16 protein-coding genes are annotated in these 19,777 nt (G+C 70.4%); 10 read left to right on the top strand and 6 right to left on the bottom strand.

Annotated elements, in window-relative coordinates:
• Positions 1–124: 124 nt before the first annotated feature.
• Complete coding sequence (locus tag ABTZ59_RS20030; RefSeq protein WP_351404670.1) at positions 125–1,855, bottom strand: PucR family transcriptional regulator; 1,731 nt, start codon at positions 1,853–1,855, stop codon at positions 125–127.
• 273 nt (positions 1,856–2,128) lie between these two features.
• On the opposite strand from ABTZ59_RS20030, the gene dnaK reads away from it, so the two are divergent.
• From dnaK to ABTZ59_RS19995, 7 genes are all read left to right on the top strand, one after another.
• On the top strand, positions 2,129–4,021 hold the full coding sequence (dnaK, locus tag ABTZ59_RS20025) for a molecular chaperone DnaK (protein ID WP_351404663.1): 1,893 nt from the start codon (positions 2,129–2,131) through the stop codon (positions 4,019–4,021).
• 9 nt (positions 4,022–4,030) lie between these two features.
• Positions 4,031–4,582 carry a nucleotide exchange factor GrpE gene (locus ABTZ59_RS20020; protein ID WP_351404653.1) on the top strand — a complete coding sequence of 184 codons (552 nt, stop codon included), beginning with the start codon at positions 4,031–4,033 and terminating at the stop codon, positions 4,580–4,582.
• A gap of 6 nt (positions 4,583–4,588) precedes the next feature.
• Positions 4,589–5,524, top strand: coding sequence for a DnaJ C-terminal domain-containing protein (locus ABTZ59_RS20015; RefSeq protein WP_351404644.1), 936 nt, complete (start codon positions 4,589–4,591; stop codon positions 5,522–5,524).
• Positions 5,521–5,877 carry a chaperone modulator CbpM gene (locus tag ABTZ59_RS20010; protein ID WP_351404639.1) on the top strand — a complete coding sequence of 119 codons (357 nt, stop codon included), beginning with the start codon at positions 5,521–5,523 and terminating at the stop codon, positions 5,875–5,877. The genes ABTZ59_RS20015 and ABTZ59_RS20010 overlap by 4 nt, the downstream gene beginning before the upstream one ends.
• Positions 5,868–8,504 (top strand): ATP-dependent chaperone ClpB, encoded by a 2,637-nt coding sequence (gene clpB / locus ABTZ59_RS20005; protein WP_351404625.1) that lies wholly within the window; start codon positions 5,868–5,870, stop codon positions 8,502–8,504. The genes ABTZ59_RS20010 and clpB overlap by 10 nt, the downstream gene beginning before the upstream one ends.
• A gap of 5 nt (positions 8,505–8,509) precedes the next feature.
• The gene (locus ABTZ59_RS20000; protein ID WP_351405600.1) at positions 8,510–8,809 is read left to right on the top strand and encodes a UBP-type zinc finger domain-containing protein; all 300 of its coding nucleotides are present in this window, start codon (positions 8,510–8,512) and stop codon (positions 8,807–8,809) included.
• Positions 8,810–8,939: 130 nt separating this feature from the next.
• Positions 8,940–9,185, top strand: a complete 246-nt coding sequence (locus ABTZ59_RS19995) for a hypothetical protein (RefSeq protein WP_351404613.1) — start codon at positions 8,940–8,942, stop codon at positions 9,183–9,185.
• A 61-nt stretch (positions 9,186–9,246) separates the two neighbouring features.
• Here ABTZ59_RS19995 and ABTZ59_RS19990 read toward each other — a convergent pair whose 3' ends face one another.
• From ABTZ59_RS19990 to ABTZ59_RS19980, 3 genes are all read right to left on the bottom strand, one after another.
• On the bottom strand, positions 9,247–10,278 hold the full coding sequence (locus tag ABTZ59_RS19990; RefSeq protein WP_351404608.1) for an ABC transporter substrate-binding protein: 1,032 nt from the start codon (positions 10,276–10,278) through the stop codon (positions 9,247–9,249).
• Between the two features lie 122 nt (positions 10,279–10,400).
• The gene (locus ABTZ59_RS19985; protein WP_351404593.1) at positions 10,401–11,297 is read right to left on the bottom strand and encodes an ABC transporter permease; all 897 of its coding nucleotides are present in this window, start codon (positions 11,295–11,297) and stop codon (positions 10,401–10,403) included.
• On the bottom strand, positions 11,287–12,102 hold the full coding sequence (locus ABTZ59_RS19980) for an ABC transporter ATP-binding protein (protein WP_351404583.1): 816 nt from the start codon (positions 12,100–12,102) through the stop codon (positions 11,287–11,289). The genes ABTZ59_RS19985 and ABTZ59_RS19980 overlap by 11 nt, the downstream gene beginning before the upstream one ends.
• A gap of 249 nt (positions 12,103–12,351) precedes the next feature.
• Between ABTZ59_RS19980 and ABTZ59_RS19975 the strand changes: the two genes are divergently transcribed.
• Together ABTZ59_RS19975 and ABTZ59_RS19970 are read left to right on the top strand one after the other, a co-directional pair.
• On the top strand, positions 12,352–14,103 hold the full coding sequence (locus ABTZ59_RS19975; RefSeq protein WP_351404574.1) for a sensor histidine kinase: 1,752 nt from the start codon (positions 12,352–12,354) through the stop codon (positions 14,101–14,103).
• Positions 14,100–14,792 (top strand): response regulator, encoded by a 693-nt coding sequence (locus ABTZ59_RS19970; protein ID WP_351404566.1) that lies wholly within the window; start codon positions 14,100–14,102, stop codon positions 14,790–14,792. Before ABTZ59_RS19975 ends, ABTZ59_RS19970 begins: the two co-directional genes overlap by 4 nt.
• A 243-nt stretch (positions 14,793–15,035) precedes the next feature.
• Here the strand turns inward: ABTZ59_RS19970 and ABTZ59_RS19965 are convergent, their stop codons facing one another.
• Both ABTZ59_RS19965 and ABTZ59_RS19960 read right to left on the bottom strand, forming a co-directional pair.
• Positions 15,036–17,510, bottom strand: coding sequence for a SpoIIE family protein phosphatase (locus tag ABTZ59_RS19965; RefSeq protein WP_351404553.1), 2,475 nt, complete (start codon positions 17,508–17,510; stop codon positions 15,036–15,038).
• A 209-nt stretch (positions 17,511–17,719) separates the two neighbouring features.
• Positions 17,720–18,478 carry a DeoR/GlpR family DNA-binding transcription regulator gene (locus ABTZ59_RS19960; RefSeq protein ID WP_351404541.1) on the bottom strand — a complete coding sequence of 253 codons (759 nt, stop codon included), beginning with the start codon at positions 18,476–18,478 and terminating at the stop codon, positions 17,720–17,722.
• Between the two features lie 287 nt (positions 18,479–18,765).
• Here ABTZ59_RS19960 and ABTZ59_RS19955 point away from each other — a divergent pair, with 287 nt between their 5' ends.
• A complete protein-coding gene (locus ABTZ59_RS19955) occupies positions 18,766–19,584 on the top strand; it encodes an endo alpha-1,4 polygalactosaminidase (RefSeq protein WP_503003185.1) in 819 nt (272 codons plus the stop codon).
• Positions 19,585–19,777 lie beyond the last annotated feature (193 nt).

Genomic DNA, 19,777 nt, shown 5'->3' with positions numbered 1-19,777 from the left:
TGGCCCCCGCGCGTGCGGCACGACGCCGTACGCGGTTCCAGGGGGCCACTGTGTCTCAGCCCCGCTTTCAGGCCGCGCTCAGCCCGCACGATGACCGCACGCGGAGGCGCGGGACGACGTGAGGTCAGGCCTCGCCGCCCAGCACCTTCCACACCCGGGTCGCGACATGCAGATTGAGTCGTGTCTCGACATCGCCCAGGTCGTGCCCCCCGATCTCGCGCAGGCGCTGGAGCCGGTAGCGCAGCGTGCTGCGGTGGATGCCGAGGGCGGAGGCCGCGCCGTCGTAGTTTCCGCCCGCCTCGAAGTACTGCGAGAGGGTACGGACCAGATCGCCCCGGTGGGCCGCGTCGTAGTCGAGGAGCGGACCGAGCCATTCGCGGACGTACCCCTCGATCTCCCGGTAGTCGTCGCCCGTGCCGATGATCCGGTACAGCCCCAGGTCGTCGAACGACGTCGCGCCGTGGGGTACGCGCGAGCGCTGCCGTACCTCCAGTGCGCGCAGCGCCTCCTGGTAGGAACGCGGGATCTCGGCCGGGGAGTCGCAGCGGCTGCCGAGCCCGATCGCTCCCGCGCGCGAGCCGAGTTCCCGCGAGACCGCCAGATACAACTCCTCGCCCTTGGGCCGTCCCTGGACCACCAGGACCGCCCGGCCCGAGCGCCTGGCCACCAGCGACCGGAGCCCCAGACCGGCCGCCGCACCGGCCACCGCCCGCACGAACGCGTCATCGGCGGTCAGCCCCGTCCAGGCCACCGCGACCAGATGCTGCGCGCCGTGCAGATCATGTCCGACGGCCGCGGAGCGCGCGAAGGCGCTCTCGTCGTCCGTACCGGTGATCAGATCGTCGACCAGCTCGCGGCGCAGCCGCAGTTCCATCTCGGCCAGGCTGCGCAGATGCGCCATCTCCAGGGCCAGCGCGTCGCACGCGTGACCGAGCGCGAACTCCTCCCGCTCCCCCGCGGCGCCCTCGGGATCGACCAGCGAGACGGTGCCGAGAATCTCGCCGCGGTGGCGGGCGACAGCGGTGAGCCGGTGCCCGACATACACCGGTCGCGGATCCCTGATCGCGTCGAGGATCAGCTGCTCCTGGCGTCCCGGGTCGGGCTTCGGGTACGGGTCGGGGCAGCCGGGGCCGGCCCAGGCCCGCAGATTGCCGAACTGGTCCTCCACCACGGCGGAGAAGCCGGTCAGCCGGTGGACCGTCCACGCGATCCCGGCCTCGGTGTCCCCGGTGGCGGTGGCACCGCTGAGCGCGTCGTGCACCGACCGCCGGTATCTCAGCTCGGACTCCACGGCGGCGAGCCGCGCGCGGACGGCGATCCCGTCCTGCCGGGCCCGGCTCAGCTCTGCCGCGTACTCCCGCTCCCGGCGGTGGGCGGCGGCGCCCGCCAGGGCCGCGCCGGTCTGCCGCGCCAGCAGCCCGAGCAGCGCGATGTCGTCGTCGTCCGGCCGCCGCCCCCCGCTCACGACCAGATATCCGGCAGGGATGGACCCGGTTCGCCCGTCGGGACCAGGGAGCGCGAACGCCCATGACCACTCCCGGCCGGGGAGCCGGACGGCGCCGTCCCGGCCGCCGAGTCCCCCGACCTGACTGTCCAGCGCCCGGCCCGTGGCGGCGGAACCCGGCGGGAGGGAGGAGTCCGGGGGACAGCGGACCAGCCGCCCGCCGGCCGGGAGATAGCCCGCCTCGGTACGCCAGGGGCCGAGCCGCGCGACAATGGAGGCGGCGAGCCGCAGCAGCTCGTGCGCGTCATGGCCGTCGGACAGAGCGCCCGACAGCGCCGTCAGACGCTGGAGGCGGGAGAACCGGCTGCCCGGGGTGTCCGGTGCTCCGGCCCTTCCGGCGGCCGTGCTCATCTCGCCGTACTCATCTCCCTGGACCGACACCTTCCCGAAGTCAGTCGCCCCCAGGAGAGATTTTACCGAGCGGCCGGGGACGCGCATCCGGTCCACCCCGGGGGCCCCGGCCGGCCCGGCCTGTACCGGCAGGTCCACTCACCGCCTGGATTTCGACCTCTCAGGAGCAGGAATCAGCGGGGCGCCGCGGCCACGCTGGAGGGGACGTGACCCTGCCCCGAGGGCAGTGGACGGAGCCAGCGAACGAAGGCAGTGGACGCAAGGGAGCACCTCATGGCCAAGGCAGTCGGCATCGACCTGGGCACCACCAATTCGGTGATCGCCGTGTGGGAGGGCGGTGAAGCGACGGTCCTCCCCAACGCCGAGGGCTCCCGCACCACCCCCTCCGTCGTCGCCTTCACCGACTCCGGCGAACGGCTCGTGGGCCAGCTGGCCCGGAGGCAGGCGATCCTCAATCCCAAGGGCACCATCTACTCCGCCAAGCGGTTCATCGGCCGGCACTTCGACGAGGTCGCGGACGAGATCAAGGCGGTGACCTACGACGTCGTACCCGGCGAGAACGGCGTCGCGCGGTTCGACATCCGCGGCAAGCAGTACGCGCCTGAGGAGATCAGCGCGCTGGTGCTGCGCAAGCTCGCCGAGGACGCCTCGAAATCGCTGGGCGAGCGGGTGACGGAAGCCGTCATCACCGTACCGGCGTACTTCAACGACGCCCAGCGCACCGCGACCAAGGACGCCGGGCGGATCGCCGGCCTCGAAGTGCTGCGCATCATCAACGAGCCGACCGCGGCGGCCCTGGCGTACGGCATGGACAAGAAGGAGCACGAGACGGTGCTCGTCTTCGACCTCGGCGGCGGCACCTTCGACGTGAGCATCCTGGACGTCGGGGACGGTGTGGTGGAGGTACGTTCCACCGCGGGCGACACCCACCTCGGCGGCGACGACTTCGACCGCCGGCTGGTGGACCATCTCGCGGACACGTTCCAGCGCGAGAACGGGATCGACCTGCGCGAGGACACCCAGGCGCTGCAACGGCTGTTCGAGGCGGCGGAGAAGGCCAAGACCGAGCTCAGTTCGGTGACCCAGACTCAGGTCAGCCTGCCGTTCATCACCGCGGACGCCACCGGCCCCAAGCATCTGACGGAATCCGTCATGCGCTCCACCTTCGAGCAGATCACCGCCGATCTGGTGGACCGCTGCCTCGGCCCCGTCCAGCAGGCGCTGTCCGACGCGAAGGTGACCGACAGCGACATCGACGAGGTCATCCTGGTCGGCGGCTCGACCCGGATCCCCGCCGTGCAGGCGCTGGTCCGGCGGCTGACCGGCGGCAAGGACCCGAATATGAGCGTCAACCCCGACGAGGTGGTGGCGCTGGGCGCGGCCGTGCAGGCCGGGGTGCTCAAGGGTGAGGTCAAGGACGTACTGCTGCTGGACGTCACCCCGCTCTCGCTGGGTGTGGAGACCCGCGGCGGTGTGATGACGAAGATCGTCGAGCGGAACACCACGATCCCGGTGCGCCGTACCGAGACCTTCTCCACGGCCGAGGACAACCAGCCCGCCGTCGATGTGGTCGTCCTCCAGGGCGAGCGCGAGCGCGCCGCCGACAACCGGGTCCTGGGCCGCTTCCAGCTCACCGACATCCGCCCGGCGCCCCGCGGGGAACCGCAGGTCGAGGTCACCTTCGACATCGACGCCAACGGCATCCTCCATGTCACCGCACGCGACAAGGACACCGGCAAGGAGCAGGGCATCACCCTCAGCGAGGGCTCCAACCTGGAACGGTCCGAGGTGGACCGCATGATCGCCGAGGCGGAGCGCAACCGCGGCGAGGATCAGGCGCTGCGACAGGCCGTGGACGCCCGCAACGAACTGGACGCCATCGCCTACCAGGTGGAACGCAGACTGGGCGAGCTGGGCGAGAACGCTCCCGAGCACGAGCGGGCCCGGGCCCAGCTGCTGGTCTCCGACGCCCGCCAGGCGGTGAAGGGCGAGGAGACGCCGGACCGGGTCAGGTCGCTGACCTCCGAGCTCCAGCAGGTCTACCAGGCACTGGCCGCCCGGCCGACCGGTCCCGCCGGCGGCTCGTCGGAGCCCGGTGGTCCGCCCCCGGCGAGCGGCACCGGAGGCGATGACGACATCGTGGACGCCGACTTCGACCGGAGCTGAGGTCACGCCATGACCACTGAGCCGGAACCGGCACCGCCGCCGGACGAAGCACCGGCACCGCCGCCGGACGAAGCGGAGGACACCGCGCCCGCCGGGGAGGACCGGACCGCCGGTCAACCGGACGACATCCAGAAGGACGTGGCCGAGGCACAGGACGCCTGGCGGCGCGCGCTCGCCGATCTCGACAATCTGCGCAAGCGGCACGCCCGGGAGCTGGCGGGGGTGCGGGAGGCCGAGCGCGCCCGTACCGCCGCCGAATGGCTCCCCGTACTCGACCATCTCGAACTGGCCCTGGCCCACGCCCACGCCGATCCCGCCTCGGTGATCCAGGGCGTCGAGGCCGTACGGGACCAGGCCGTGGAGGTACTGGCGCGGCTCGGCTACCCCCGCCAGGAGGAGAGCGGAGTGCCGTTCGACCCGAGCAGGCACGAGGTGGTCCGGGTCGTCGACGATCCGGACACCGAGCCGGGGACCGTCGTGGAGGTCCTGCGTCCCGGATACGGGGACGACGGCCGCCAGCTGCGTCCGACGGCCGTGGCGGTCGCCCGGCGACGGGAGTGACGGCGCATGGCACAGGACTACTACGAAGTCCTCGGCGTCCCCCGCTCGGCGAGCCAGGAGGAGATCCAGCAGGCCTACCGGAAGCTGGCCCGTCGCCACCACCCGGACGTGAACAAGGACCCGAAGGCGGAGGAACGCTTCAAGGACGTCAACGAGGCGTACAACGTACTGGCCGACCCGGGCACCCGGGCGCGCTACGACCGGTTCGGCCCGGACTTCCGGCAGATCCCCGAGGACTACGACGAGCGGGTGGCCGCGGGTGCCGGGCGCGGCGGTGGGGGCTGGACCTCCACCGGTGGCGGGGTGCGCTTCGCGCAGGGCCCGGGCGGCGCCTACCAGGACGTGGACTTCGAGGATCTCTTCGGCGGCCTGTTCGGCGGGCGCGGCGGGCCCCGCCGGACCGTTCCCGGCGCCGACCAGGAGGCCGAGGTGGAGCTGTCCGTGGAGGAGGCCTACCGCGGCGGACGGCGCGGGGTCAGCCTCGCCGGGCCCGACGGCCGGCGCGATTACCAGGTCACCATTCCCCGGGGGGTGCGCGACGGGCAGCGGATCCGGCTGGCCGGCGAGGGGGGCCGGGGCAGCCCCGACGCGCCCGCCGGCGACCTATATCTGCGGGTCCGTGTCAAACCCCATGAGCGCTACCGGCTGGACGGCCGCGACATCCATGTCCCACTGCCCGTGACGCCCTGGGAGGCGGCGCTCGGCGCGACCGTGCCGCTGGCCACCCCGGGCGGCACCGCCAAGGTCACCGTCCCGCCCGGCTCCTCCAGCGGGCGCCGGCTGCGGCTGCGCGGCGAGGGCATGCCCCACCCGCGTGGCACCGACGGCGACCTCTACGCCGAGATCCGGGTGATGGTCCCGCCGCGCCCCACCGACCGCGAACGCGAGCTGTTCGAGGAACTGTCGGCCGCGTCCGACTTCGACCCGAGGAGGCCGGGATGACGTCCGATCAACGGCGGCGAGGGCCGGACGCGCCGGCCGTCCGGGTCTATGAGCTGGCGCCGGTCAGAAAACTCAGTCTGGAGAGCGTGGCCCGCAGCTCGGGGCTGCACCCGGACCTGGTCCGGCGCATGGTGACACTGGGGCTGGTGGACGCCACCCGGGACCACGCGGGCCGGCTCTGGTTCGATCTGTCCGCCCCGCGGGCGCTGGCCCGTATCCAGCGGCTGCGGGCCGGACTCCCCCTCAACTACGCCTCCATCGGGCTGGTACTCGACCTGCTGGACCGGATCAGTCAGCTGGAGACGGCGCTGCGCCGCACCGGCGCGAGGAGTGACGACCTGCCATGGACATGAACCGCCTCACCCAGAAGTCCCAGGAAGCCCTGCAAGACGCCCAGAGCGCGGCCGTACACCTCGGGCAGACCGAGGTCGACGGTGAACATCTGCTGCTGGCGCTGCTCGACCAGCGGGACGGGCTCGTTCCCCGGCTGCTCGAACAGTCCGGTGTCGATCCGTCCGCGCTGCGCACGGCCGTGGAGGGCGAGCTGTCGCGCAGGCCCAGGTCGACCGGCCCCGGAGCCGCGCCCGGCCAGGTGTTCGTCACCCAGCGGCTGTCACGGCTGCTGGAGAGCGCCGAGCAGGAGGCCAAACGGCTCAAGGACGAGTACGTCTCGGTCGAGCATCTGATGATGGCGCTGGCCGACGAGGGCTCCGCCACCTCGGCGGGGCGTCTGCTCAAGGACCAGGGGCTCACGAAGGAGGCGTTCCTCGCGGCGCTCACCCGGATCCGGGGCAATCAGCGGGTCACCTCCGCGACCCCGGAGGCAGCGTACGAGGCCCTGGAGAAGTACGGCCGCGATCTGGTCGCCGAGGCGCGGGCCGGCGGTGTGGACCCGGTGATCGGCCGGGACGCGGAGATTCGGCGGGTGACCCAGATCCTCAGCCGCAAGACCAAGAACAACCCGGTGCTGATCGGCGACCCGGGGGTCGGGAAGACCGCGATCGTCGAAGGGCTCGCCCAGCGGATCGTCCGAGGGGACGTACCCGAGGGGCTGCGGGACCGTACGATCTTCGCGCTCGACATGGCGGCGCTGGTGGCCGGGGCCAAGTACCGCGGTGAGTTCGAGGAACGGCTCAAGGCGGTGCTCGGCGAGGTCAAGGCGGCCGGCGGCCGGATCCTGCTCTTCCTCGACGAACTGCACACGGTGGTCGGCGCGGGCGGCGCCGAAGGGGCGGTGGACGCGGGGAACATGCTCAAGCCGATGCTCGCCCGCGGTGAGCTGCACATGATCGGCGCCACCACCCTGGACGAGTACCGCAAGCACATCGAGTCCGACGCCGCGCTGGAGCGCCGCTTCCAGCAGGTCCTGGTGGACGAGCCGAGTGTGGAGGACACCGTCTCCATCCTGCGCGGACTGCGCGAGCGCCTGGAGGTCTTCCACGGCGTGCGGATCCAGGACACGGCGCTGGTCGCCGCGGCGACGCTCAGCCACCGCTATATCTCGGACCGGTTCCTGCCCGACAAGGCGATCGATCTGGTGGACGAGGCCTGCGCCCGGATGCGTACCGAGATCGACTCGATGCCCGCCGAACTGGACGAGCTGACGCGTCGGGTGACCCGGCTGGAGATCGAGGAGGCGGCCCTCGCCAAGGAGACCGACCCGGCGAGCGTGACCAGGCTGGAGGAGCTGCGCGGGGAGCTGGCCGATGTGCGGGCCGAGGCCGATGCCCGGCACGCCCAGTGGGAGTCCGAGCGCCAGGCCATCCGCAAGGTCCAGGAGTTGCGGCAGGAACTGGAACGGGTCCGTCAGGAGGCCGACGAGGCCGAACGGGCCTACGACCTCAACCGCGCCGCGGAACTGCGCTACGGCACGCTCACCGATCTGGAACGCCGCCTCGCCGCCGAGGAGGAGCAGCTGCGCGCCAAGCAGGGCGAGACACGGCTGCTGCGCGAGGTGGTCACCGAGGACGAGATCGCCGAGATCGTCGCCGCGTGGACCGGTATCCCGGTGAGCCGTCTCCAGGAGGCCGAGCGCGAGAAGCTGCTGCGGCTGGACGAGATCCTTCAGGAGCGGGTGATCGGGCAGGACGAGGCCGTACAGCTGGTGGCCGACGCGATCATCCGGGCCCGGTCCGGGATCCGTGACCCGCGCCGTCCGATCGGGTCGTTCATCTTCCTCGGCCCGACCGGTGTGGGCAAGACGGAGCTGGCGAAGACCCTCGCGGCGGCGCTCTTCGACTCCGAGGAGAGCATGGTCCGCCTCGACATGAGCGAGTACCAGGAGCGGCACACCGTCAGCCGGCTCGTCGGCGCACCGCCCGGATACGTCGGGTACGAGGAGGGCGGCCAGCTCACCGAGGCCGTCCGGCGCAAGCCGTACTCGGTGGTCCTGTTCGACGAGATCGAGAAGGCCCACGCCGATGTCTTCAACACCCTGCTCCAGATCCTCGACGACGGCCGGATCACCGACGCCCAGGGGCGGACCGTCGACTTCCGCAACACCGTCGTCATCATGACCTCCAACATCGGCTCCCCATATCTGCTGGACGCGAGCGCGGACGGCGAGATCAAGCCCGACGCCCGCGCGCAGGTGATGAGCGAACTCCGCGCGCACTTCCGGCCGGAGTTCCTCAACCGCGTGGACGACATCGTGCTCTTCAAGCCGCTGGGCCTGACCCAGATCGAGCGGATCGTCGATCTCCAGTTCGACGAACTGCGCCGGCGTCTCGCGGAGCGCAGGATCACGGTGGAACTCACCGAACCGGCCCGCGAACTCATCGCCCACCAGGGCTTCGACCCGGTGTACGGGGCCCGGCCGCTGCGTCGCTATATCTCGCACGAGGTCGAGACGCTGGTGGGGCGCGCGCTGCTGCGCGGTGAGGCGGAGGACGGATCGCACATCAAGGTGGACGCCCAGAACGGTGAGCTGGTCGTGACGTATCGGGACCCGCCCGGGTCCGACGCACGGAAGGCGGCGTGAGGACAATGGACCGACAGGTCGTCACCTGCCCGGTGAGGGCCGTGACCACGGACTCCGACTGGCACCTCTCCATGGTGCGCCCCGTCACCCCTCGTACCCCCGACGGATGTGAGGAGTGCCTGCGGCTCGGCGCGCCCTGGGAACAGCTGCGGCTCTGTCTGACCTGCGGCCATGTCGGATGCTGCGACTCCTCCCCGCTACGGCACGCCCGCGCGCACGCCACCTGTCTCGGTCACCCGCTCGTGGCGTCCCTGGAGCCCGGGGAGGACTGGCGCTGGTGCTACATGCACGAGGCGTTCGTCTGACACCGGCGCCCGCCAGGACCGCTTCCGGGGTGCCCGCTCCCGGGTTGCCGTGCGCGCCCTGGCACCGGAGCCTGTCAGAACGGACCGCACACACCGTTCACGTTCAACCGCTGAGGCAGAGGTCGACTCCATGACAGAGAGTGAGAAGCCGCGGTTCACCTACGCTCCCCTGGTCGTACTGCCGGTTCAGGACGGTGAGCCGCCCTTCCGGCTGGTGGAGATTCGCGGCGAGCTGGCAGGCAAGGCGTTCTCGATCGAGGATGTGTTCGAGTACGCGTTCGCGCTGGGACTGAAGGGCGCCGATCTGGACGACCCGGAGATGGTCCGGTGGGTGGGCGGCGACCAGTACACCTGGAGCGTCAGGCACTGGCGCTGAGGTCTCCCCGGTCACCTCCCCGGTCACCTCACGGTTCGGCCCTTCCGTCCGGCCCTTCCGTTCAGCCCGCCGCCTTCTCGGCGAACTCCGTGGTGAAGGTCTTGCTCAGATCGACCTGGGCGTTCTTGAGATTGGGGTTGAACGCCTTCAGTACACGCTCGACGGTTTCCGGGCCGTCGGCCGGCATGACACCGTCCGTGGTGAACATCGGCAGTGTGCTCTTGATCGCCTGCGCGTACAGCTCCTTGCCGCCCTGCGCGTAGTCGGCGGGCATCTTGGCCGCGATCTCCTCCGGTGAGTGCGTCGACATCCACCTGAGGGTCTTCACGAACGCGTTGGCCAGCTTCTGCACCGTCTCCTTGTTGCTGTCGACCCAGTCGGTGTTCATGTAGAGGCTGGAGGAGGGGTACGGGCCGCCGAGCGCCGCCTTCGAGCCCTCCGGCGTCCGCATGTCGATGAGAACCTTGCCGATTTTCTTGTCCAGAATCTGCGCGACCGTCGGATCGGTCGTCATGCCACCGTCGATCGAACCCTGCTGAAGCGCCGAGATGAAGGTCTGGCCCGCTCCGACGGCGACCGATGTGAACTGCTCCGTCGGCACACCGCCGTTGACCGCGAGGTACTTGGTGAGGAAGTCGGTGGACGAGCCGAGGCCGGTGACCCCGAGCTTCTTGCCCTTGAAGTCCTTCGGGGAGGTGATGGCGGCGGCCGCCTTGTTGGAGACGACCTCGACCTCGCCCGAGGCGTGCGAGAACTGCACCACGGATTCGACCTGCTTGCCCTTGACCTGCAGATCGAGCGTGTGGTCGTAGAAGCCGACGACACCCTGCACATCACCGGAGACGAGCGATGTGGTGGCCTGTACACCGGCCGGCTCGGTGAGCAGTTCCACCTCGACGCCCTCGTCCTTGAAGTAGCCGAGCTTCTGGGTGAGCATCGCGGGGAGGTAGATGACCTTGTCCAGGCCGCCCACCATGATCTTGACCTTGCCGCCGGAGCCCGAGGCCGAGGAGTCGCCACCACAGGCGGTGAGAGTGCCGAGGGCGAGGGTCGCGGCGAGGGCGGCCGCCGAGATCGCGAGATGTCTGCGCATGGTTCACGTCCTTGTGAAGAGGTGCTGGGAAAGGGTGGGCTGGTGGGTGGAGCGGGGGTCGGTCGAGCGGGGGTCGGTGGAGCGGGGGTCGGTGGAGAGCGGCGGGGGGCGGAGCGGGCGAATCAGCGTTCGGTGCCCGGCTCGGCCGGCTTCCAGCGGAAGAGCCGTCTCTCCAGGAACGACAGGAGTCCTTCGGCGAGGAGTGCCACCACGGCGAGGATCACCATGGCCGCGTACACCCCGGCCGCGTTGAACGTGCCTTGGGAGGCCGAGACCAGCAGACCGAGGCCCTTGGTCGCGCCGATGTACTCGCCGACGATCGCGCCGATCAGCGCGAAGCCGAAGCTGACGTGCAGGCTGGTGAAGATCCACGAGGTGGCGGAGGGGATGACGACCTGAAGGGTGACCTGACGGTTGCTCGCGCCGAGGATCCGGGCGTTGGAGACCAGATTGCGGTCGACCTCCCGCGCACCCTGGAACGCGTTGAAGAAGACGGGGAAGAAGACCAGCACGACGGCTGAGGCGACCTTCGAGGCCGGGCCGAGTCCGAACCAGATGAGGAAGATCGGGGCGAGGACGATCCGGGGCAGCGCGTTGAGCACCTTGATGTACGGGCCGAGCACCTCGGCGAGGAAGCGGATCCGGCCGAGCGCGATACCGAGCACCACACCGCCGGTCACACCAATGACCCAGCCGAGGAGCGCTTCGTAGAGCGTGTACCAGATCTGCTCCCACAGGGAGCCCTGCGGGGTGCCGTGCAGCGCCCACTGGCGCATCTGGTCCCAGATCCTGGACGGCATCGAGAAGTTGAAGGGATCGATGACGGCGGTCCTGGCCAGCCACTCCCACATCCCGATCAGCGCGATGAGAAGCACCACACGGCTGGCGTAGACCAGGATCCGGTGATTGCGGGCGGCCCGCGCCCTGGCTTGTGTGCGCTCCCCGCCGCCGCCACTTCCCTTGCCGGTGGCGGCCTTGGCGGTGGTGGCGGACGGGACGGTGACGGTTTCAGGCGGCATCGGCCGCACCCCTCTCGCGGGTGATCCGTACCTCTTCGCCGAGCGAGGACCAGATCTCCCGGTAGATCTCGATGAAGCGCGGTTCGAGCCGCACGGACTCGACCTTGCGAGGGCGCGGCAGATCGATGGCGAAGACCTCCTTGACGGTCGCGGGACCGGCCGTCATCACCACGACCTTGTCCGCGAGGGCGATCGACTCCTCCAGGTCGTGGGTGACGAAGACGACCGAGGCGCCCGTGCCTCCCCACAGCTCCAGCAGTTCGTCCGACATCAGCGCCCGGGTCTGCACGTCGAGGGCCGAGAACGGCTCGTCCATGAGCAGGAGTTCGGGGTCGTTGACAAAGGTCGCGGCGAGCGCGACACGCTTGCGCTGGCCGCCGGAGAGCTGGTGCGGATAGCGGTCCTCGAAGGAGGCGAGCCCGACCCGGGCAAGCCACTCGCGGGCCCGCTCCCTGGCCTCGCTCTTGGGCACGCCGCGGAAGCGGGGGCCCGCCATCACATTGGACAGCACGGTGCGCCAGGGGAAGACCGCGTCCTGCTGGAAGACGAACCCGATTTTGTCGCCGATGCCGCGCACCGGCTCACCGGCCACCAGCACCTCGCCCTCGGTGGGCTCCTCCAACCCGCTGACGAGGGTCAGCGTCGTCGATTTACCGCATCCGGTGGGGCCGACCACCGCGACGAACTCGCCGCGTTCGACCGTCAGATCCAGATCCCTGACGGCGGTGTGCAACGCCCCCGACGGAGTCCTAAATGCCTTGCTCGTTCCCCGCAGCTCGATGGCGGGGCTCGTGTGGCTGCTCATGGCCCGGGAGGCTAGGAGCGTCCTCGGGCACGGCGGCAGTCTTGTGGTCGCAACCCGTCCTTCTGCGCGCATTCCGCGTTCTGCTCGTTCTGCTCACGCCGGAACAACAAAAGCGGAGCACGGGGGTGGGCAGCCGGGCGCTGTGGGCCTACGTTGCGTGCACGGTGAAGTTAACCGGACTTGTCTGCTCCGAGCCGGGCCGGCCGGTCCGGGGAGCGCGGGAGAGCGCGGGAGAGTGAGGGGGACGAGATGCGGTTGCGCTGGCCCAGACGCGTCGCTGCCCAGGTCCTGGTGGTGCAGCTCGTCATCACCACGGGGGTGATGGTGCTCGCGACCGGGCTCTTTCTCGCCCCGCTCGGGGCCGAGCTGGACGAAGCGGCCACCCTCCGGGCCCTCGCCATCGCCCAGACCACCGCCGCCGATCCGGACATCGCCCGGGGGCTGATCAGCACCTCCCCGAGCCCCGCCGGGCCGGTGCAGACCGAGGCGGAGCGGGTCCGCCGGGCCACGCGCGCGCTGTATGTCGTCGTGATGGACACCCATGGCGTGCGCTGGTCGCACACCACCTCCGGCGAGATCGGCAGGCATGTCTCCACCGACCCGAGCGCCGCGCTCTCCGGCCAGGAGATCCGGCAGATCGACAACGGCACCCTGGGCCGCTCGGCCCGCGCCAAGGTGCCGCTGTACGACAGCGACGGGCGGATCATCGGCGCGGTGTCGGTGGGTATCGCGTACGACAGTGTGCGCCGACGGCTGGTCGACGCCATCCCCGGGCTGTTGCTCTGCGCGGGCGCGGCACTGGGCGCGGGCGCGCTCGCCGCGGTCGCGGTCGCCCGCCGGCTGCGCCGGATCACGCACGGCGTCGCCTTCGCCGATATCTCGGCGCTGCTCGACGAGCGGGAGGCGATGCTGCACGGGGTACGGGAGGGCGTGGTCGCCTTCGACCGGGACGGCAGGATCAGGCTCGCCAACGACGAGGCGGTACGGCTGCTCGGGCTCGACGCGGACGCCACCGGCCGCGCCCTGGACGAGGTGCTCGCGCCGGGCCGTACGACCGATGTGCTGGCGGGACGGGTGGACGGGACGGATCTGCTGGCCGTCAGCGGCAGCCGGGTCCTGGTCGCCAACCGGATGCCGACACGGGACGGCGGGGCCGTGGTGACGCTCCGCGACCGTACCGAACTGGAGCTGCTCGGGCGCGAGCTGGACAGCACCCAAGGGCTGCTCGACGCGCTGCGGGCACAGGACCACGAGCATGCCAACCGGCTGCACACGGTGCTGGGACTGCTCGAACTCGGCCGCCACGAGAGGGCGGTGGAGTTCGTCGCCGGGGTGGCCAGCGCACACCGGGCGTCCGCGGAGCAGATCGCCGAGCGGGTGCGTGATCCGCTGGTCTCGGCGCTGCTCGTGGGCAAGACGGCGATCGCCGCCGAGCGCGGTGTGTCCCTGCGCATCTCCTCTGCCACCCTGCTGTCGCACCGGGTGGTCGATCCGCGCGATCTGGTGACCGTACTCGGCAATCTCATCGACAACGCGCTGGACGCCGCGACCGAACGGAGGCTGTCGGAGCCCCCCGTCGAGCCACTCGGCGGACCGGCCGCCGAGCCCTTCATGGCCCCTTCCCTGGAGCCCTTCGTCGAGGTCGAGTTGCGTGCCGAGAACACCACGGCGGTGATCCGGGTCTCCGACACCGGTCCCGGAGTGCCCCCCGAGATGCGCGAGCAGGTCTTCGCGGAGGGCTGGTCCACGAAGCGGCCCGCCCCTCCCTCGCCGTCGGCCGATCCGTCCGATCCCGCGCCGATCGTCTTCCGCCGGCGCAGGGGCATCGGGCTCGCTCTCGTACGCCGGCTCTCCGAGCGGTACGGCGGCATGGCCCGGGTGACCGCGCGCGCGGGCGGCGGCGCGGTCTTCACCGTCATACTGCCCGAGGCGCTCGCCCCGGACGACCTCGCCGGGGACGGTCCCGCGCGTCAGCTCACATCGGCAGGAGAGTCACGATGATCGATGTCCTCGTCGTGGACGACGACTTCCATATCGCCGAGATCAACGCCGCGTATGTGGCGCAGGTGCGCGGCTTCCGGGTCATCGGCCGTGCCCATACCGCCGCTCAGGCCCTGGCCACCCTGGAGCGCGCCCATGTGGATCTCGTTCTGCTCGATCACTATCTGCCGGACGAGACGGGCCTGACACTGGTGCGCCGGATGCGGCAGCTCGGCCATCACGCCGATGTGATCATGGTGACGGCCGCCCGTGACGTGGCCACGGTCCAGGCGGCGATGCGATATGGCGCGCTCCAGTATCTGGTCAAGCCCTTCAGCTTCGCCGGGCTGCGGGCACGACTCGACGGCTACGCCGCCATGCGCCGCACCCTCGATGGTGTCGGTGGCCGCGGCGAGGCCGGCCAGGAGCAGGTGGACCGCATCTTCAGCGCTTTCAAGATCGCGGACGCCCCTCGCTCCGAACTCCCCAAGGGCCACTCCGTGGCAACCGTCGCCCTCATCCGCCGCACCCTGGGCGAGGCGCGCCAACCCCTCTCCGCCCATGAGGTCGCGGAACGCACCGGCGTCAGCCGCTCCACGGCCCAGCGCTATCTCAAGTACCTGGAGCGCACCGGGCATATCAGCCTGACCCTGAAGTACGGCGACACCGGCCGCCCGGAGCACCGCTACGCGTGGGCGGCCTCGAACTGACCCCACCGGAGAACCTGGCCACCTGGGCCGTCGCCCCGGTCGGCGCCGTGGCTCCGCTTCATTCTCAGCAAGCGGGGCCAGAGCGTGGTCGGCGGGCAGCAGGTCTTCCTGCCGCTGCGCTCCGGCCAGGCGACGGCCGCGCTCGACGCGCTGGACACCGCTTCCTGACCACGCGCCGACGGAAGCGGGGCCTTCTTCGCCATGGCGCGGTGGAGAAGGCACCCGCTCCTCGCGGGGGCGGGGTCACATCAGTTCCTGTTCCGCCCAGATGATCTTGCCTTCGGGTGTGTGCCGGGTGCCCCAGCGGTGGGCGAGCTGGGCGACGAGGAAGAGCCCTCGGCCGCCTTCGTCGGTGGTGCGGGCGTGCCGCAGCCGGGGAGAGGTGCTGCTGGCGTCCGCGACCTCGACGATCAGTCGGGACTGGCGCATCAGCCGGAGCCGGATCGGTCCTGTGCCGTACCTGACCGCGTTGGTGACCAGTTCGCTGACGATGAGTTCGGTCGTCATGACCAGCTCGTCCAGGCCCCATTCCTCCAGTTGGCGGGTCGCCAGATTTCGGATGCCGGCGACAGCGGCGGGGTCGGACGCCACGCTCCAGGAGACGACATGCTCGACGCTCAGGGCACGGGTACGCGCGAGCAGCAGCGCCACATCGTCGGGCTGTGCCACGGAGGTCAGCCGCTCCACGGCCGCGGCGCACAGCGCCGTGAGGGAGAGGCCGGGCTGGGCCAGGGCGTGCGCGAGCCGGGACATACCGAGATCGACGTCCCGGTCGGCCGCCCCGATGAGACCGTTGGTGTAGAGACCGAGCAGACTGTTCTCGGCCAGCTCGATCTCGGCGGACTCGAAGGGCAGCCCCCCCAGTCCCAGCGGCGGTCCGGCGGGCAGCTCCAGGAAGCTGACGTGCCCGTCCGGAGTGACGACGACGGGCAGCGGATGCCCGGCCCGTGCCAGCGTGCAACGCCGGGTGACGGGATCGTAGACCGCGTAGAGACAGGTGGCACCGACCACGGTCGTACGGAACGGGTCGGCCACCTCGTCCGTCGGCTCCTCCTCGCTGAGGCGGAGCACCAGATCGTCGAGATGGGCCAGCAGTTCGTCCGGGGGCACGTCCATGTCGGCGAGTGTCTGGACGGCGGTGCGCAGGCGCCCCATGGTGGCGGCCGCGCTGATGCCGTGCCCGACCACATCGCCGACGACCAGGCCCACCCGCGCGCCGGACAGCGGAATCACATCGAACCAGTCCCCGCCCACACCGTCCCCCGCGCCCGCGGGCAGATAGACGGAGGCCACGTCCACGGCGGCCCCGCCGGCCAGCGTGTGCGGCAGCAGGCTGCGCTGAAGCGTCACGGTCGCGTTGTGTTCACGGGTGTAGCGGCGCGCGTTGTCCACACACACCGCCGCGCGGGCGACGACTTCCCGGGCCAGCAGGACATCGTCCGGCTTGAAGGACACCGGGTTCAGTGAGCGGAAGAACGTGGTGACGCCCAGCACGGTGTCCCGTGCCCGCATCGGCACGGAGATGAGCGAGTGGAGTCCGTACTCGCGGATGGCCGTGACCCTGGCGGGCTGCCGTGTCACCCACTGGGGATCGGTGGCGTCGAGGACCTCTATGAGGATCGGCTCACCGTTGACCAGGAGGTCGGGGCCGTGCGGCGGGGGGAGGGAGTCGACCCGGTCGCCGATCCGGGCGACGGCTTCGGGGCAGCCTTCCCGTACGGAGGTCATGCCCGCCCGGCGCAGTGTCGTCTGGCTGACCGCCGGTCCCGCATCGGTCAGCCAGGTCCCCTGCCCCTCGTTGCTGAGGATCGGTTCCAGCAGGTCCACGGTGACGAAGTCGGCGAAGCGTGGCACGGCGAAATCGGCGAGTTCCTGGGCCGTCCTTGTCACGTCCAGGGTGCTGCCGACCATGGCCCCCGCGTCATTGACCATGGCGAGCAGTTCGCGGGCGTTCCACCGGTCGGTCACATCGAGGACGATGTAGCAGACGCCCGTGACGGCTTCGTCGGCGTCGACCAGGGGAAAGAACGAGGTGGAGTAGGCGTGCTGGCGATGCGGATCCGCCCAGCTCCAGCCGAGGTACTCGTAGTCGGTGACCGGCGCGCCGTTCTGTAGCACCTTGCGCATCAGGTCTTCGATGATGTCGGCCTGGAGGCCCGGGAGCAGTTCGCTCAGACGCCGCCCCAGGCGCTGTTCACGGGGCACACCGCCGAACCGTTCCAGTGTGTCGTTGAGCCAGATGTAGCGCAGGTCCATATCCATGACCGCCATGCCGACGGGCGACCGGGTCACGAATCCGTCCAGCACGGACTGGCCCATCGTCCACTGGGCCCGCTGCTCCCATGCCGAGATCAGAAAGCACTCATCACCACCGATACGGAACGAGGTGGAGACGCGCAGGCTCAGTTCGAAACGCCGACCGTCGCGGTGCCGCAGCGCGATGACCCCGCTCCAGCCGACTCCCGCACGACAGTGTTCCGCGATCGCCACCGCACGCACCCGGTCGCCCGGATCTGCCAGGAGCAGGGCCGCGGACCGGCCCACCACTTCCGCGGGTGGGTAGCCCAGGATCTCCTCCGCCCCCGGGGTCCAGGCGACGACCTCGCCCACCGCGTTCACCACCGCGGTCCCGCCATTGGATGCGTCCAAAGGAACCTCCGCACGCGCGGACGGCTGAGCGCCGGGACTCGGGCTCGACTGCCTGCGCGCCGCTGACATCCGCCTCACCATCCCCTTTGCCCCCCTATAGTCCCACCGCGTCACGCGATGCGCACGGACGGGCGATCTTCGTACGCCCCGCCGGGTCGCTGCCGCCCTGTGGTTACTTACGGTGACTGGAAAACCATGGGTGAGTGAGCTCCACCCGGGGCCGGGACGCGGCCCGGTCGGACCTCCACCGGGCCCGGTCGGACCTCCGCCGGGCCGGGTCAGACCTCCGTCACCGCGACGCCCGCATCGGCGATGCGGGCCAGGGGGTCGGCCGGGGCTCCCCCGTCGGTGACGAGATGGTCGATGTCCGCCAGCGGGCAGATCTTCGCGAAGGTGACCTTCCCGATCTTCGAATGATCCGCCACGACGACGGTACGGCCGCTGTTGGCGGCGAAGGCGCGGTCCGTGGCCGCTTCGAGCTGGTCATGGGTCGTGCAGCCGTGGGCCGCGCTGATCCCGTCCACCCCCAGGAATGTCATGTCGGTGTGGTGGTCGGCCAGTGTCTTCTCGGCGATCGGACCGACGAGCTCATAGCTCGCGGTACGCGCGTAGCCGCCGACGACCACGAGCGTGACATCCCTGTGCGGCACCAGTTCGGCGGCGATGTTGACGGCATTGGTCACGATCGTGACGGGGCCGCGCGCGGCGAGCACACGCGCGATCTCGGTGACGGTCGTGCCACCGGTCAAGCCGACGACCGCGCCCTCCGGCACCAGTTCGGCCGCGGCACGGGCGATGGCCTGCTTCTCGGGCCGGTAGCGCTCCGTACGGTGCTGGACCGGAAGCTCCGCCCCGACACTGCCGACCACCGCTCCGCCGTGCGTACGGCGCAGCAGATTCAGCCGGCTCAGATGCTGCAGATCGCGCCGGACCGTGGCTCCCGAGACATTCAGCAGCCGCGAGAGTTCATGGACGTCGGAGCCGCCTCGCGCGGAGACATGCTCAAGTATCCGCGCATGGCGCTCAGTTTTCAGCATGAGATGAGCATAGCCCCGCGCGGGAACGCGCAACTCGGCGAATAACTGGGCCTCTCCAGCGGCGAACCCCCTGCCCATATGCGCAAGGTGCGCAGGTTCGATCTGTTGACATGCCGAAAGTTGCTCGCTTTACTCCATGCAACGCCAGAGTTGAGCACCCGGCGCCAGAGGTACGCCCAGCCGGTAACGCGGCCCAACCGCCGTAAGTCCGGACTGAGTCGCCAGGACGCCCGCGCGGATCGCGGTGTCCGAGGCGGGGACGTACCCCCCATCTTCTGGAGCTCAAGATGCCCCTCATGAACCGTGTCCGGTCCCGTCGGTGTGTCATCGCCGCGGCGGCCGTCGCGGCGACGGTGATCACTCCGCTGCTCGCCACCTCCCCCGTGAGCGCGGCCCCCCGTGCCGTGACCCTCCCTCCGACAGGCGCCGACTTCGACTACCAGATCGGCGAGCCCTACACTCCGCCGGCCGGAGTGAAGGTCGTCAGCCGTGACCACACCGCCTCACCGGCGGCGGGCGTGTACAACATCTGTTACGTCAACGCCTTCCAGGCCCAGCCGGGGGCCGAGAACGAATGGGGTGACCTGCTGCTGCGGGACGCGAACGGCGACATCGTCTACGACGACGGCTGGGGTGAGGCCATTCTGGACATCCGTACCGACGCGAAGCGCCAGCGGATCGCCGCCAAAGTGAACTCCTGGATCGACACGTGCGCGAGCAAGGGCTTCAACGCCGTCGAGCCCGACAACCTCGACACGTTCGACCGGATCGACCTGATCAGCGAGGCCAATGCCAAGGCCTTCATCAAGCTGCTCTCCACACACGCACACGACAAGGGCCTGGCGATCGCGCAGAAGAACACCGCGGGTTTCTCCACCGCTCACGCGCAGACGGGCCTCGACTTCGCCATCGCGGAGGAGTGCGGCGAGTGGGACGAGTGCGGTGACTACACCGAGGGATTCGGTGACAACGTCATCGTGATCGAGTACAAGGAGAAGTACTTCAAGGAGACGTGCGCGGGCTTCGGTGACCGGCTGAGTGTCGTGCTGCGCGACGTCGATGTCACCGCCCCCGGCGACAGCGCGTACGTCCGCAAGACCTGCTGAACCCGACCGTCCGATCAGCCCGCCGAGCGGTTCTGACCGGCTCGGCGCATCCCGGCCGCGGGCTGGGGGGCGCCGAGCCGCCGCTCCCCGCCCCCACGCGGCGCGCTCTTGGACGCCATCTCACAACACACCGCACAGCACACCTCGCGACACACTTCACAGCGCACCACCCTCACAGCACATCACCCACCGT

The organism is Streptomyces sp. NPDC094034, from assembly GCF_040303865.1.
Lineage (GTDB): Bacteria > Actinomycetota > Actinomycetes > Streptomycetales > Streptomycetaceae > Streptomyces.
This window is presented reverse-complemented; position numbering and strand designations above follow the sequence as displayed.